We start from the raw sequence: 15287 nt of genomic DNA, 5'->3' as shown, positions 1-15287 counted from the left end.
TTTGAGCGGACCGATCCATCCTTCGGGGTCCCACCCTCGACTCGCAACCCAAGGTCACGCAGCGTCACCGCCGACGCGCTAGTGGCAAAGGCTCACTGTCGAGCTCGACCTCGGCCGCGGGGAAAGCGCCGTTCATCGCGGCGAGTAGCCGGGCGCCGGCTGTCGCATCGAACCCGGCGATGTTCTCTGCGAGGTGTTCGATGACCTCCGCCAGGATCGCCGCGCTCCAGCGGATTTCCAGCAGGCCCCCTGTCGCCGCGTACAGCAGGTAGTCCCGAAGGACGCGGGAGTAAAGAACGTTGGCGTCCGCGAGGATGACGCGAATCGGCGCGCGCTCGTTGCCGCCGAGTAGCTGTTCAGGTACCTCGGTGATCTTGGTGTCGTTGTAGGGGTTGCCAGCGGCCGTCGGTGCAGGTGAGGCTGGTCCTCCCACCGCTTGCGGTGGGCTGTGACCTTCCCCGCACAGAACGGTTGTCTCGTGCTGCCCGTGGACCGCTCCGCGTTGGCCTCAGCTTCTCGTGAGGAGCTGGTGGACCTGGTGGTGATGCTGTCCGAGCAGGTCGCGGCGTTGACGGCGCGGATCGCTGAGCAGGACGCGAAGATCGCTGAGCTGTCCGCCAAGCTCGCTGCCGCCTCGGCTACCTCGAGGACGTCCTCCAAGCCGCCGTCTTCGGATGGGTACAAGAAGCCCCCGACCCCGTCGCCGACGTCGCGGCGGGTCAAGAGTGGTCGCAAGCCTGGTGGGCAGGCTGGCCATGAAGGCGCCGCGCTGTGTCAGGTCGATGACCCCGACGTCGTCATCACTCACCGCCCCGCCATCTGCTCGGGCTGCCAAGCTTCGCTGGCAGGCGCGGAGGTGGCTTCCTTCGCGCGCCGGCAGGTGTTCGACCTGCCCGAGGACGTGGCCCTGGAGTGCACCGAGCACCGGATCGTGACGTGCCGCTGTGTCTGCGGGGTGCGTACCACCGCCGGTGTCGCCGATGGGGTGGCAGCGGGGGTCGCCGCCCCGGCGCAGTACGGCCCGCGGGTCAGGGCGAGTGTGACGTGGCTGGTCAGTGAGCATTTCCTGCCGATCGCTCGGGCTGCGGTGGTGATGGGCGCGTTGCTGGGTGCGCCGGTCAGCGCGGGGTCGGTGAATGCATGGGTGGCCCAGGCCGGGGACGCCCTGGCCGAAGACGGCGGGTTCCTGGACGTCGTCGCGGCCCAGCTGCGTGACGCCGATGTGCTGCATGCCGATGAGACCGGGCTGCGCACAGCGGGGGCGTTGGCGTGGGTGCACGTGGCGTGCACGCTGGCGTTGGTGCTGCTCAGCGTGCACACCGGGAAGGGCAAGCGCGGGAAGGTCGCCATCGAGCGGACCGGGGTCATCAACCACCTGCGCGAAGAGGCGGTGCTGGTCACCGATGCCTGGGGGCCGTACCTGTCCTACGCATCGGTGCACGCCCTGTGCGGGGCGCACGTGGTCCGGGAGCTGCGCGCGGTGGTGGACGCCGCACCGGGGTGCACCACCGAAGCCGGCTCGCAGTCGTGGGCGGGCAAGATGCTGCACTTCCTGGAAGCCCTCAGCGGCGAAGCCCGCCAAGCCCGCCGCGACGGGCAGGAGCAGCTGGATGAGGCGGTGCTGGCGGCCAGGGTCGCCACCTTCGAGAAGATCCTCACCCTGGGGCATCAGCAGAACCCGGCCCCACCCGGTGGGTGGCCGGGAGCGAAGAAGAGGCCGAAGGCGGTGAACCTGCTACTGCGCATCGAGCGGGAGCGGGAGGCTTACCTGCGGTTCGCGGTCGACCTCACCGTGCCGTTCACCAACAACCAAGCCGAGCGTGATCTTCGTGGTGTGCGGTTGCGGGAGAAGGTCTCCGGGTGCCTGCGCACTCTCAAGGGCGCGGAGGTGTTCGTCGCGATCCGTTCCTACCTGCTGACGGCCCAGCGTCAGGGCCGGGCATCGCTGGAGGTGCTACGGGAGCTGTTCACCGGCCGCGTCTGGATCCCTGAGCTGGCCACCACCTGAATAGCTACGCCGCCGACAGAGGTCAATGGGAGAGGCCCAGCTCGTTCTGCAGCTGGGACACCGCCTCCATGCCCCTCGTCATCTGCTCCCGCTCCCACGCCCGAAATGCCTCGATGGATTCCAGGGGGATGCGGTGGTGTGCGCCGACCATGCGGAAGCCCAGCTTGCCTTCGTCCATGAACTTGCGGACCTGGGGGCGCGAGACGCCCAGTAGTGCTGCTGCCTCGGCGGGAGTGACTTCAGCCCGGCCTTGCGTCACGACGATGCGCTGGCCGCGTGAGCGTGCGTCCACGATGTCAGCCAGCCATTCCGCGGTCGCCCGCGAGACGCTGACCTTGACCTCGTCCCCCGCGCCTTCGAGGGCGCGATGCAGTGCATCCGCGTCGCGCATCAGTACGTCAGTCATGCCGCATCTCCATCTGCTCCAGGTGCAACAACTGTATCAAGTGATCCTGTTGGGGGAGGTTTGCGGCGCGATGACGCGCAGGCTGCCCCCACCAGATCGGCACCCCCGACGACGTCGCCCGTGAGCCCAACCGGCACCTGTGGCGACGCTCACGTCACCGCGCGCTGGAGCTGGGCGTGGACGGCCCAGAGTCCCAGCGGGGTCAGTGACGCTCGACGCTCGCTGCGGTGGAGGTCGATGGCTCGATGAGTGGGGACGTCGGCCGCTGCGTCGTCGTCAAGGACCAGCGCACCGAGAAACTCCAGCACGGCGACCTGCTCCAACACCATGACCGTCCTGGCTTCGATCATCAGCTCGTGCATCTGTGCCGCCATGTCCGCGAGGTCTCCGCCGCCCGGGACGGTGGGCGGTGCGGGCGGAGCGCTGGTGAGCGCCGCGGCGCGTGCCAGGGTGTCGATGGCTACTGGGGTTCCCTGTCCGCCGGCACACCGGTAGAGCGTGACGGTCACCTCGGGCATGAGGTTGCTGCGCCACGTCGTCTCATCGCTGCCGCTGTCACGCGCGGCCACCATGCGCTCGGTCACCGTGAAGGTGGCCTGCCACAGCTCGAGCACCTCGTCGTCGGACAGGTCAGCCAGGTTCGGCTCGATGGCGTCGTCGCGGAGGGGTGGCAGGCGGTGCCCGGGCAACCAGCCCGTCATGCCGGGAGCGATGAGTTCCACCAGCTCCGCGGTGCGCAGAAGCTCGGCCGTGAGCGGCGCATCCCGCAGATGGCGCAGGCGTTCACCGTGTTCAGCTTCTCCGGTCATGAGGGAGAGCAACTCGACGTCGGCGGGTACCGGCTCGCCGTCCTTGGTGGTCTTCCTTCCGACGAGGAACTGGCTCACCGAGACGAGCGTCGCCAGCATCGGCGACTGGCGCGCCGCGTCGGCCGCCTCCGCCCGTGACGGCAGTGGCACCGTCGGGTACGGCTCAGTCGGCTCGTCATCGGTGGCCGAAGGGCCGCCGATGACTGCACTGGCGGTGAGGCCGATGTTCCGGGGATCGTCAGGGTCGAGGGCAGCCGCTTGGCCGTTGCGGGCGATGAACCTGGCCCGCAGCACGCTCGGGTCGCTGGCGGCAAGGTGTTTCAGGACGACGGCGCGCGCGTCATCGTCGCGCTCGGAGAACTCCTCGGCCCACGCCTCGCAGGCGTCGTCGTCGGCGATGTCGACACCTTCGGCGAGCATCTGCGCGTAGAGGGTCTTGGCCAGACGCCAGCGGCGCCGGTCAGCCAGTGCATCGGGCGCCAAGGGCGCGGCCTGGTTCAGTTCGCGGCGCAGTGTCGCCGGCTTGGCGCTACCGGGGTGTAGCCGACCGGTGCTCTCCAGAAGGTCGAGCAGCGCCTCCAGGGCCGGCGCCGCGTGGGCGGGCAGGTCGCAGGGGTCGGTGATTCGCGCGGGTGCCATGTCCAGCAGGACGGCGCGGACGTCACCGGCCTTCCACCGGGTCGGCGGGGAAGCCGGCAGGTACTGGCGCCGGCCGTGCAGCAATCTGCCGAGGCAGTCGGCGCAGGTATCGGGGTGGGCGGCGACGGTGTCTTCGACGAGGACGGTGATCGGGTCTCGCAGCACTGTTCCGAAAGTAGTAGCGGGAGCGCCCATCGGCAGGTCGCGGTGGACCCTAGCGATTCGCGGCACATCGACGCCCGGGACTGGTTGGGTCTGGACGACGACGCGAGCTTCGACGCGTCGCTGGCCGACCTTGCCGCAGCCGACGCCCGGCTGGCGTGGTTGCGGCCGGCGCTGTCCTGATCTCGACGCGCAGAGCGCCCCTCCGCGGCCGTGCGATGCTGTGCTCTGTACTGCAGCCGCAGTTCGTGACTGAGCGTGGGACCCGGTGACCAGGAGGAACGGCCGCCGCGACAGCATCGGTAGGTGTGTGGACTAACAACGAGAACGCGACGGCCGCATGTCCAGCGTAGGAGCCCTGGAGTACGCCCGGCACTTGCTCGACGTCGGTGAGCGCATCGGCTCCTGCGCAGCCAGGGTCGAGACGCGCACCCGGATCCCGCAGGTCACGCCGCCCTGAGCGCGGAGCTGCCGACCAAGAACGCCTGGACGCTGGCCGAACACGCCGGTGAGGCCGACTCCCACGGCAGTCCAGCATCTGCTCAACCGCGCTGTCTCCGATGAGGACGCCGCCCGCGACCAGCTGCGCTCCCCTCCTACATGGTCGCCCACCTGGGGCACCCCGCCGGGGTGAAGGCAGGGCGACGATCGATCCCAGGCCCGTCAAATCATCGCGTTGGAGCGGTCGATCGCGTTGAGCGTTTCGGTCCCCGGCGTCGTCCTGGCTAGGGCATGACGCATCGGGTGCATGCCGAGGTCACGGCACACGACGATGTCTTGCAGAGCGAGAACACGCGCCTTGGCCTCGTTGTGCCAGCGTCGGCGTTCCTGACGCATGCCCTCGTCCGACTCCCAGTAGCGCGGGTCGTTGACGGCGTAGACCCACCACGCTCGGACGTGGTACTCGGTGAGCTCGACGCACTGGACAAGTGAGGGCCATCGAGATGCCGCGGCCCGACACGTCTGCGCCGCGCGGTCCCAGTCGGAGTAGGCCTCCATGAGTGACGGGTGCGCGTCGGCTGTCGCCTGGGCTCGTAGCCGCCACCGGTCTTCGGTGTTCGTCACCAGCTCGATGAGCTGCTTGTTGCGCTCGGCGACGGTGTCGTAGCGCCGTTCGAGCCAGCTCTCCAGATTCTTCGGGCTGGCGGGTCGGTCGAGTGCCGTCACCTGGCGCAGCTGGGCGTCAACCTTGTCGATTCTCCTGGTCCCAAGTTGAGCCACGCGGTCCTCTTGGCGAAGCAGAACGAGGTTGCTCTCGATGGCGGCAGTGATGCCCGTGGATGTCCGCAGCACGTTCCAAGCGTTCACGAGATCGGCCACCGCCTTGCTCAGGTGCTGATGGTCTGCCTCCTTGCGACGGGACGACCACGTGCAGAGCGTGGTGACGACAGCCACCCCGAGGCCCGTCGTCGCGATGAGAAGACGCCAATCGGTGGGGCCTTCCGAGGCGGCGAGCATGGCCACCACGGCGGCGAGAACGGTGATGCCGCCCCAGATGCCGAAGCGGACCGGGAGCAGTTGCAGCACGCCAGGTCGGGCTCCTGTGACGGGAAAGCCGACAGCAGCGGGGGAGTTCTCGCGAATCATGTCGTCCGTGTCGGTGTGCGTGTCGGTCTGCTTGCGCCCCTTCAGCCCTGAGCTGACCGCAGCGCTAAACGGCCACCCTCGGAGACGTCACCCGACGCTGTCTGCCTGAACCCCAGGTCTCATCGTCACTGTGCCCTGGCGTGATCATGATGCTAGGTAGGGTGGCTTCTGGAGCTGGGGCAGCCTCACCTCGCTGCACGTCTCCAGGGGTCGCGGAGCATACCCGGGACTGACGCACCGGAAGAGATCGTGGAAGTCCTGTGGGCCCACCGGTCGCAGGCCACACGGCACAAGGGGAGCCTGCGAGTCCCGCCCTGGGTGCAGCGACGACCACGTACGCGGCCCTCGCCCAGCCGGCGGTAGCTAGGAGTAAGCGCCCGGAGCCGTTGACGTCGAGCCGTCACTCCTGCGGGGTACTTCCCCACGGCGCGCCCAGTTGCATGTCGAGCACTCCGACGTCGATGAAGACCCAGCGCGTCCGGCGCTCTGTGCACGAGGTGCTTCAGCTGATCGGGGCCGGCGGCGTCGACCTACAGCGCTCGTCCGCCCGCCTGCGCGAACTCGTGCTCGGCCGCCGGCATTTCGACGTCAGCGACAACTGCCAGGCTCGCTCATCTGCCGGGGACGCCAAGAGGCCGTCAGGTTCCGATTTTGTGAACCTGACGGCCTCTTGGCGAGTAGCGGCGGTCTCCGGCAGGAGAGGAGGCCACAAGCGGCGCCCGGCTCAGTTCTTGAGCAGTTCCAGGATCGACGCCGGGAGGTTCTTGGCCTGCGAGAGCATCGCCGTGCCCGATTGCGACAGGATCTGCGCCCTGGTGAAGCTGACCATCTGTGCAGCCATGTCGGTGTCGGCGATACGGCTGAGGCCGGCCGACAGGTTCTCGGCGGCCGTGTCGAGGTTGTCGACGGTGTACTGGAACCGGTTCTGCAGCGCACCCAGACGAGCACGGGCGAGCGAGACTGTGGTGATCGCCGCGTCGATGGCCGACAGCGACGACTGAGCGTTCGTTTGGTCCGATAGCCACACACCGGCGACGCCCAGGCCTCCGGCGTCAAACGACCCTGCGGCTACGGCGCTCTGGCCAAGTCCGAGCCCGGTAGACAGACCGACTGATGCTGCGTTCGTAGTGCCGCCAGAGACGGCGGTGATCTCCACAATGTGGCTACCAGTGGTCGAGGCTGACAGCGTGATGGCGCCGTTGGCTCCGGTCGTGAAGACGGCTACGGGCGCCCCGTAGGCCGAGGTAAGGGCGGTGTTCAGAGACGCAGCCAGGCCGGTGGCGTTGGTGACGAGGTTGGTCGAGGTTCCGAGGTTCCCGCTCACCGTCAGCGTCTTGGCAACGCCGTCGACCTTCACTGACACCGTAAGCGCATTCGCGCTGAAGTTGAAGGCCACGCTGGAGGCAGCGGTCACCGAGGCGCCGGCGAGGCTGGCGGTCGTGGCTGACGCCGCCACAGCTCCGGAACCGATGGCGACCATCACGACGTTGCCCGTCGCCCCCATCGCAGCGTTGTCGCCACGGTAGCCGACCTGGAACCCGGCGCCAGCGTTGAAGGTGCCGTCCAGCAGGTTGACGTTGTTGAAGGACGTCGTGTTGGCGATCCGGGTCAGCTCGGCCTTGAGGGCGGTCGCTTCCTCATTGATGGCCTCACGGGAGTTGCTGGACTGCGATCCGTTGGCCGCCTGCATCGCCAGGGTGCGCAGGCGCTGCAGCACCGCGTGGGTGGTGGCGAGCGCGCCGTCACCGGTCTGGACCAGGCTGATGGCGTCCTGAGCGTTGTGTGAAGCCTGCTGGATACCACCGATCTGGGCCTTGAGGCCCTCGGAGATGGCCAGACCGGCAGCGTCGTCAGCAGCGCGGTTGATGCGAAGACCGCTGGACAGCTTCTCGAGCGAGCTCGACAGGCCGGCCTGGGTCTTGTTCAGGTTGCGGTAGGCGTTGAGGGCCTGGATGTTCGAGTTAACGGTGAGTGCCATGATTTCCTCCGTGAAATGGTGCCTGAAGTGGCTCTAGCCCATCCGTGGGCTCGATGCATCAATCGGGTGTGGACTAATCCATTTGAGGATTTTACTTCGGGAGTATCGGTGATATCTGGCTGATGTTCTAATGGGCTGTCGCCGAGGCGGCCTCCGACTCCTTCGGAGCGGTCATGGCCGTAGGGCATGACCGCTCGAAACGCTATGTGCAGGGGCAGCGCGTCCACATGGGTGACGCTGGTCGTGATAGCAGCCCGAAGTCTTGAAGGTGCAGGCGATGACGCCGATGAGCATGGAGCAAGAGATCAAACCCTGTGACCGAGGAGGTCGCGATGAGCATGTTGATCACGTTCGGGGACCACTCGGCGAACGGGGCGCACCACGTCCTGGAGCTTCCGGAGACGCGCCCATCCTCCACGGGGTCAGAAGGTCGCCGTGGGGCGCCCAAGCGGCCGGCTGAGGACTCCGTGTTGCTCACGGTGTCTGTGGCGAATACCAGGCGCACCTACACCTGCGTTATGCCAGAAACGGAGCGGCTTGAAGCAGCCGTGACCTCGATTGCCAGCGCACCGGCTGATTCTTTAACTTCGCAGAGCGCACGCCTGAGTCGTGGAGCAGTGACCCTCCTCAGTTCCTGACCAGGGTGATTGCATTGTCGGCGTAGCGCGACTCTGACCTACATCGATGCAGCCTCCGGATGAGTGCGGAAACGGGCCTCCGTGGTGGCTTGTGGGTCTCTGGCCACCCTCGACTTCCCGTGAGGTAGCGGTGTCCGCGACGCCATCGTGCCTTGACCGGCCCGACGCCCTGAACCTGCCGCCGCATCTGCTGGAGGCACTGACGCGGGCCACCGTTGCAGAGCGGGTCACCGCTGTGGAGCGAACTTCTCAGGGTCGTCGACGGCCGCTGCCCCCAAGGTCTGCGTCACCCTCTGCAACCAACCCTGAGGCTGGCGATCTTCGCCGTGATCGGTGGAGCGAAGTCCTTGGCAGCCATCTCCGACGCCGCCGCCGACGCCGAGATGATCGACTTCATCGGGTTGCGGCACCCACGCTTCGGTCTGCCCCACGCCGGCACGATCCGCCGAGCCCTGATCACGATGGACGTGGCCTCCTTCGAGGCGGCACTACGCCGGTGGGCGTCCCGCCGCTCCCTGGCCCACGCCACTGAGCGCGCCAGGCTGCCGGCGTGGCTGCGGGGGCCCGGAGGCAGGGATGAGTGCGTGTACTCCCTGGATGGCAAGGTTGCGACCGGCTCAACACACGACGAGGTCGACCCCGACACCGGTGAGGTCACCCGTCGCCAGGCGGCGTCCGCGTCCAGCACGGACACCGCCTCGGGGGTGGTGCTGACCCAGACCCCCATGATTAGCGTTGATGAGGTCGCCGCCACGGCGAAGGCGTTGGAGGGCCTCGCCGCGGTGATCGACCTGGCCGGAGCCGTCATCGTCGCGGATGCCCGGCACACCGGCAGGACATCGGCGACGGGGCTGAAGGCGCGAGGCGCACACTACATTTCGCCGTGAAGGGGAACACCCCCAAACTGTCGGAGTACCTGGGCGCCCAGCGGTGAGCAGACTCCTCTCCCAGGGATCTTGCCGTTCGGTGATGCCGAAGCAGACCCCGCAAGGAAAGGTGCCGCGGTCACAGAGACGCCAGAGCCTTCTCTCTCACGGCCTCGACGTACTTGACATCAATGACGCTTCCGGTGGTGCTGGATGTCAAGACGGCGATGGTGGCGTGGGCGACCTCTTCGGCTTCCAGGAGCCCGGTGTTCGACTCCGGCTCGCTGAAGCCGGACCGCATGTCGGTGCGTGTACGGGCCGGGCTGACGCAGTTGACCCTCACGCCGTCGTCGTACCATTCCTCGGCCAGGGCCTGAGTGAGGTTGACGACGGCTGCCTTAGTCGCGCTGTACACGGCATACCCGTCTCGGCCGCGGGTGTATGAGCTCGAGCCGAAGAGCACCAGCTGGCCACCCGACCTTTGAAGGGCACCGTGGACCGCTCGAGCCACTGCTACCGGACCCCAGAAGTTCGTCTCGATCATCTCCTGGAGTTGCCGCGGCTCAGCCCGGGTCACCGAGCCGTGCGAGAGGGTGCCGGCACAGAGCACCACAGAATCCACACGGCCGTGCTTGCGCTCAACGCCATCGACGACTCGCTGGACCGAGGCTTCGTCGCGCACATCGAGTCCGTCTGTCCGTGAGGGCACCTCGGCCAGAGCTCCGGCCTTCCGCAAAGCAGCGGCCAGCGCGGCGCCGATCCCCCGAGTACCTCCAAGGACCAGGACGACCTGGCCTCGCAGCGCATCGTGCTTCACCTCGGTGTCGCCGGTGCTGCGACTGCGGAACAGCTGGTCGAGGAGCATGAAGTCCTGGGGATGGGTGACCTTGATGTTCGTCTCTGCGCCGAGCACTGTGCCGATGGTGGTCGCGGGGGCGAAGGCGCGCAGTACTCCACAGTCGTCGGTGACTGGGGCCGGGAGAGGTGAGGCCTTGGCCGCCTCGTAGGCCCGCTGGATCGTGTGCAGGATGAAGCCCTGTGGGGTCTGTCCACGGCGGAGGCGCTCGCGGAGCGGGATGTCCGTGATGTCACCAGCCGCGTCGACCTCGACGATGGTGTCGCTCGTAGGTACCACCACGTCCACGGCGTCGAGCATGTCGAGCGCCGCGACGCAGTCCTTGATGATGCGCTCATCGAGCAGCGGGCGCACGGCGTCGTGGATCAGCACCTTGGCATCGAGGACGCCCCGGGCCTTGAGGTGGTCGAGTGCGTTGCTGGTGCTGTCGAAGCGCGTCGTTCCGCCATCGACCACCAAGACGGGCTTGGCTCGTGCGGCGGTCTGCGCGATCGAGGTAGCACGCGCCAGGTGGTCCCGGTGTGCGACGACGACGATCATGTCGATTGCGTCGGACCGCTCGAAGATCTCCACGGTGTGCTGGAGTACAGGCTTGCCCGCCACCCGCACGAACTGCTTGGGCAGTGCGCTGCCGGCACGGGAGCCAGTGCCGCCGGCGAGGATGATGCCGATCACGGGGAGCGAACGCCTGTCGGTCCCGGCGAGCGGTCCCTGGGTCAGGTTGGTCACACCACTCGATCGGCGTACCGGCGCCCTGGCTTGAGCAGGTGCCGAGCTGACGTTCAGCGCTCAACCGCGGTCTCGAATGCGCCGATGAGGTGACATGCTCGCCACCGATCGCCGTCGCGCCGTCCTGCTGCACCTGCACAGCACCCCGGACGCGCCGGTGCCGCCGGTGCCGGGACCGGTCCTGCGGCGCCTGCTGGCAAGCACCTCGTCGTCAGACCCCGTGGACCTCTACGTTGCCCTGGCAGTGGAGCCGCGCGAAGAGGACGTGGTCTCGTTTCTCGGCGTGTGTGCGGATGTCGTCCCCGACCTCTCACGGCTCGTGTCATGCAGCCTGGTGGGGCCGCAGGAGGTGGGGTCCCTCGTCGTCGACAATGTGCTGGTCGATGGCAGTGTCAGCGCGGAGACCGCTCTCATGGCGGCCGCATGGAACAGCCGTCAGGCCCGACTGCTGCGCGACGCGGAGCGTCGTCCCTTGCGTGACCGTCCGTTGAAGATGATGGTGCTCGCCCAGCACATGGACAGCTGGGGAGCGCTGGAGCCGCTGGTGAGAGCCGCTTACAGCGACCCTCGCGTCGAGTGCAGCGTGGTGGCCCTCGAAGGTCCCTTCAGTCGCACCGCAACGGAGGCGCACGACACCGTAGTCAAGGCGGGGTGGGCGCCTGTCGCGGCTGCCTCGGTCATGGGGTGCCTCGACGACTTCGACGTCATCGTGGTGTGCGATCCGTACGACGAGTACCGGCCGGAGGGTCTGAGGCTTCCCGACTTCCTCGCCGTGGGTGTTCGCGTCGTGCTCTCGCCGTATGCGGAGAGCATCGGTGCCGAGGTGTCCATGCAGTACGACATGCCGACCCACAACCTCGCGTGGCGCGTCTACGTTGCCAACGACGTCCAGGCTGCTCTGTACGGTGAGCACTGCTCCTCGGGCAACGACCACGTCCGAGCGCTGGGCGCGATCAAAGGGGATTGGTTGCGAGCGGCCCTCGAGCAGGCGGGCGATGCAGGTAGCGCGATCCAACGGAAGCTCGGGAGCGACCGGGTCGTCCTGTGGAACCCGCACTTCCGGAGCGGGGCTGACGGTTGGTCGACCTTCTCCCTATACGCGGAAGCGATGCTCGCCCTCGTAGACCGTGACCCGACCCTGGCTCTCGTGGCCCGCCCGCACCCGATGCTCCTGCCGGGGCTCGAAGCGGCTGGTGGCACTGCTGCTCAGCTCGCTCGGTGGTTCCGTGAGCAGTGCGCGCTGCGGCCTCGCGTTCTCCTCGATGAGGACCGCGACTACCGGCCGGCCTTCGCAGCGTCATCGGTCCTGGTGAGTGATCTGAGCTCGCTTATCCCTGAGTACTTGCATCTCGGCCGACCGGTTGGCTACCTCCGCCACCCCGTCCAGCGGGGTACGACGGCTGATGCCACTTGGCGTGACCTGGTCGACGTCATCGACGACCAGGAGCAGCTGTCCAGGTTCGTCCTCGCGACGGCGCCGCGCGGCCCGGTGTCCGTCGCAACGGGACGCACTGTGGGAGCTCGGGTCATCGACGACGTGGTCGACGGCGTGCTGGACGAGACGCGGACCTGGAACTGATCTCCGGAACTCGGTCAGGCGCAGCTGAGGACACCCTCGCACCAGATCTCCGAGGCGAGCTCCGGGAGCTGCGCGCCGAGCACAACCAGCGCCTCCAGCACCTGCGGGTCGAGCATCCCTGACCCGACTGCCTCCGACATCTGCTCAGCCGCGAACGGCTTCAGGAAGTAGCCACCCTCTGCTGTGACGGACAACCCGACCGACTCGAGCTCGGCCTTGAGTCCCGCCGAGTCGTAGAAGGCCCGCTGCTGGAGCGTCTTCTGGCGGGTCGAGAGCTCCCTGAGGTCGCGCAAGAGGCCCATCTGCATCCCCAGGCGCCGGTGCAGCGACAAGAGGTTGGGCGCGTTCACGTGCACGAGGGTGTTCTCGGAGCAGCAGGCACGGACCGCACGCATGAGGGCCGACGGGTCGGTGACCTCGTGCAGCAGGCTGCTCACCACGATGACGTCGAAAGGGACGTCCAGGGGGAGTGCTCCGCTGGTGACGGCATCCTCAAGCGTCGAGTGCACCACCGTGTGACGTGCATCGAGCTGATCGCGGACGGTCGTGACGAAAGGGGCCGTAGGTTCGACGACCACGCAGGTCGTCTTGTCCTCGACGAATGAGGCGAGCGAGACCAAGCCGCAGCCGACCTCCAGGACGCGGCGGGGAGCGCGCAGGGCCAGGCGCTCCAGCACGATGCGACGGCGCACCTCGGCCTGGTACTCCTCAAAGGCGGAGCTTGCGTAGTCGAGGGCGTAGACCTCGAGATCTCGGAGGTCGGCGTGACGCTCAGGAGACACCGGTCAGGTCTCCTCCGACGCGCGTCGTGATCACTGCGACGCTGTCAAGCAGGACATCGCACACGCGCTCCACCTGAGCGTCGCTGATACCCGGGAACATAGGCAGGCTGAGAATCTGGCTGGCGGCGACTTCGGCGACGGGGAGGGACTGCGGTTCAGCGGCACAGCTCATCGAAGGTTGCAGGTGGCACGGAACCGGGTAGTGGACGGAGGTCGCGATGCCCGCGGCGCGCAACCTCGCCTCCACCCGCTCGCGGTCGACGACTCTGACGACTTCGAGGTGGTACACGGACCTCGAGCCAGCAGGCTCCTGCTGCAGCCGCACGCCGTCTGCGCCGCTCAGCGACCGCTGGTAGGTGGCATGGGCAGCCCGCCGCTGCTCGTTCCAGGTGGAAAGGTGGCCGAGCTTCACGGAGAGCGCGGCCGCTTGGGTGGCGTCGAGTCTGCTGTTGCGTCCGGCTACCACGTGCGAGTTCCGATCAGTGGTGGAACGGCCGTGGTCCGCGATCTGACGGATGGCGGACGCGAGAGCGCTGTCAGCCGTGACCACCGCACCACCGTCTCCGAGAGCGCCCAGGTTCTTGGACGGGTAGAAGCTGAAGCAGCCAGCGTCACCGAAGCTGCCGACGGGCCGTCCGGCCCACGTCGCTCCGTGGGCCTGGGCGCAGTCCTCGACGAGGAACAGGCCGTGCTGGCGGGCCAGGCGGCCGATCTCGTCCACGTCCGCGGCGTGGCCGAACAGATGGACGACGATGACGGCGCGCGTGCGGGGCGTAAGCGCCTCTGTGACGCTGGCTGGTGTGACCAGCAGCGTGACGGGGTCGACATCGGCGAAGACCACGCGCGCCCCGGTGCTGATGACGGCGTGCGCCGTGGCGATGAACGTGTTGGCCGGGACCACGACCTCGTCGCCGAGGCCAATCCCGAGGCCGCGCAGCGCTAGCTCAAGGGCGTCGGTGCCGTTGGCCACTCCGATGGCGTGGGGCGTGCCGCAGGCCAGCGCCCACTGCTCCTCGAAGCGGCGCACGCTGCTGCCGCCGATGAACTCGCCCGAGGTGATCTGCTCCGCGAAGGCGCGTTCCAGATCACGCATGATCGGGGCGTGCGCCACCCTGATGTCGAGGAAGGGGATCGCAGCATCAGAGTGAGTGCGGGCCCGCGGGAGGGAGGGTCGAGTCATCGGATCGAGACCTTTCTGCCGTCCTCTGCCAGTGACGTGGTCGCGGCGACGAGGATGCGTGTCACAGCTGCACCGGACGAGCCGTCCGTCAGCGGGTGGGCTCCGGTGCGGATGCAGCCGACGAAGTGCTCGTCCTCCCGCTGAAGCGGCTCCTCCGCGGGGAGCAGCGGGGCTGTGATGTCGCCGTACCGGTACGACAGCGGCACGGAGTGCGGAGCCTGCTCGATGTCCTTGTCGACGCCCTTGTCGTAGAGGCGCAGCCGCTCCTCGTCGCGGAGGTCGTCGAAGACAGCCATACGCCGTTCTCCGACTACCGTCACACGGCGGACCTTGCGGGGGTCCAGCCAGCTGACGTGCACCACGGCCTGCAGGCCGCTGTCTTCGAAGTCGAGCATGAGGTGGGCGTCGTCGACCACGGCTGGATCGATGTGCCCGCGACCGAAGCTCTGCACGGACGTCGGCGTTTGGCCCGTGATGAGCATGATGATGCTGAGGTCGTGAGGGGCGAGGTCCCAGAGCACGTCGCACTCTGACTGGAAGCGACCGAGGTTGAGGCGCTCGCTGTGGATCCTCAGGACCGTGCCCAGGGAGCCGCTCGCGATGTCGCTCTGCAGCCTCTCCACAGCCGGGTTGAACGCGAACGTGTGGCCGACCATCAGCACGAGGTCAGCTGCGGCAGCCAGTGACGTCAGGCTCTCTGCATCCGTCGGCCTGAGTGCGAGAGGCTTCTCGACCAGGACGTGCCGCCCGCGCTCTAGCGCTCGGCGGGCCAGGTCGGCGTGAGTCGCGGGCCCAGTCGCAATGACGACGGCGTCCACCTCGTCCAGCAGGGCATTGAAGCTCGGCGCAGTCTTGACCGCCGGGAAGACAGCGGTGGTCGCAGCGCACCGCATGGGGTCGGGGTCGAAGCCCGAGACGCGGTCGACGCTGGGCGTGCTCGATAGGACGCGCACGTGCTTGGAGCCCCAGTACCCAAGACCTACCACTCCGACGTGCATCGGGCACCCTCCTGCCGCGGGCTTCCGGCGCTGGCCGCCCGGTTGTTCTCCCTCGGCGATGCTAGGCGGG

General features: G+C 67.8%; 13 protein-coding genes. 4 read left to right on the top strand and 9 right to left on the bottom strand.

Translation table 11 applies throughout. The annotated features are described in order from the left end of the window. Nucleotides 1-64: 64 nt before the first annotated feature. Entirely contained in the window at nt 65-433 is a 369-nt protein-coding gene (locus BXY45_RS15010; RefSeq protein ID WP_109775312.1) for a hypothetical protein, read from the bottom strand. A gap of 45 nt (nt 434-478) precedes the next feature. On the opposite strand from BXY45_RS15010, the gene tnpC reads away from it, so the two are divergent. Continuing rightward, nucleotides 479-2008 carry an IS66 family transposase gene (gene tnpC, locus BXY45_RS15005; protein ID WP_109775311.1) on the top strand — a complete coding sequence of 510 codons (1530 nt, stop codon included), beginning with the start codon at nt 479-481 and terminating at the stop codon, nt 2006-2008. 22 nt (nt 2009-2030) lie between these two features. Here the strand turns inward: tnpC and BXY45_RS15000 are convergent, their stop codons facing one another. Both BXY45_RS15000 and BXY45_RS14995 read right to left on the bottom strand, forming a co-directional pair. After that, nucleotides 2031-2414: a helix-turn-helix domain-containing protein gene (locus BXY45_RS15000; protein WP_109775310.1), complete on the bottom strand. Its 384-nt coding sequence runs from the start codon at nt 2412-2414 to the stop codon at nt 2031-2033. 149 nt (nt 2415-2563) lie between these two features. Beyond that, entirely contained in the window at nt 2564-4027 is a 1464-nt protein-coding gene (locus tag BXY45_RS14995) for a hypothetical protein (protein WP_109775309.1), read from the bottom strand. A gap of 42 nt (nt 4028-4069) precedes the next feature. Between BXY45_RS14995 and BXY45_RS23375 the strand changes: the two genes are divergently transcribed. Further along, nucleotides 4070-4207: a hypothetical protein gene (locus BXY45_RS23375; RefSeq protein ID WP_170131541.1), complete on the top strand. Its 138-nt coding sequence runs from the start codon at nt 4070-4072 to the stop codon at nt 4205-4207. 480 nt (nt 4208-4687) lie between these two features. Here BXY45_RS23375 and BXY45_RS14990 read toward each other — a convergent pair whose 3' ends face one another. Together BXY45_RS14990 and BXY45_RS14985 are read right to left on the bottom strand one after the other, a co-directional pair. Then, nucleotides 4688-5491, bottom strand: coding sequence for an adenine nucleotide alpha hydrolase family protein (locus BXY45_RS14990; protein WP_170131540.1), 804 nt, complete (start codon nt 5489-5491; stop codon nt 4688-4690). Nucleotides 5492-6335: 844 nt separating this feature from the next. Further along, nucleotides 6336-7589, bottom strand: coding sequence for a flagellin N-terminal helical domain-containing protein (locus tag BXY45_RS14985; RefSeq protein WP_109775307.1), 1254 nt, complete (start codon nt 7587-7589; stop codon nt 6336-6338). Nucleotides 7590-8442: 853 nt separating this feature from the next. Between BXY45_RS14985 and BXY45_RS14980 the strand changes: the two genes are divergently transcribed. Then, nucleotides 8443-9114: a transposase family protein gene (locus tag BXY45_RS14980; RefSeq protein ID WP_109775306.1), complete on the top strand. Its 672-nt coding sequence runs from the start codon at nt 8443-8445 to the stop codon at nt 9112-9114. Between the two features lie 118 nt (nt 9115-9232). On the opposite strand, the gene BXY45_RS14975 is transcribed toward BXY45_RS14980, so the two are convergent. Beyond that, nucleotides 9233-10678 (bottom strand): bifunctional cytidylyltransferase/SDR family oxidoreductase, encoded by a 1446-nt coding sequence (locus BXY45_RS14975; RefSeq protein ID WP_109775305.1) that lies wholly within the window; start codon nt 10676-10678, stop codon nt 9233-9235. Between the two features lie 94 nt (nt 10679-10772). Between BXY45_RS14975 and BXY45_RS14970 the strand changes: the two genes are divergently transcribed. Further along, nucleotides 10773-12257: a hypothetical protein gene (locus BXY45_RS14970; RefSeq protein WP_109775304.1), complete on the top strand. Its 1485-nt coding sequence runs from the start codon at nt 10773-10775 to the stop codon at nt 12255-12257. Between the two features lie 14 nt (nt 12258-12271). Here BXY45_RS14970 and BXY45_RS14965 read toward each other — a convergent pair whose 3' ends face one another. The 3 genes from BXY45_RS14965 to BXY45_RS14955 form a co-directional block, all read right to left on the bottom strand. Continuing rightward, complete coding sequence (locus BXY45_RS14965) at nt 12272-13039, bottom strand: methyltransferase domain-containing protein (protein WP_109775303.1); 768 nt, start codon at nt 13037-13039, stop codon at nt 12272-12274. Beyond that, nucleotides 13029-14132, bottom strand: a complete 1104-nt coding sequence (locus BXY45_RS14960; RefSeq protein ID WP_211319600.1) for a DegT/DnrJ/EryC1/StrS family aminotransferase — start codon at nt 14130-14132, stop codon at nt 13029-13031. The genes BXY45_RS14965 and BXY45_RS14960 overlap by 11 nt, the downstream gene beginning before the upstream one ends. An 83-nt stretch (nt 14133-14215) precedes the next feature. Next, the gene (locus BXY45_RS14955; RefSeq protein WP_109775301.1) at nt 14216-15217 is read right to left on the bottom strand and encodes a Gfo/Idh/MocA family protein; all 1002 of its coding nucleotides are present in this window, start codon (nt 15215-15217) and stop codon (nt 14216-14218) included. Nucleotides 15218-15287 lie beyond the last annotated feature (70 nt).

This window comes from Quadrisphaera granulorum (assembly GCF_003149145.1).
GTDB lineage: Bacteria > Actinomycetota > Actinomycetes > Actinomycetales > Quadrisphaeraceae > Quadrisphaera > Quadrisphaera granulorum.
The sequence above is the reverse complement of the archived record's forward strand: the minus strand, read 5'-3'. Positions and strand labels throughout refer to the sequence as shown.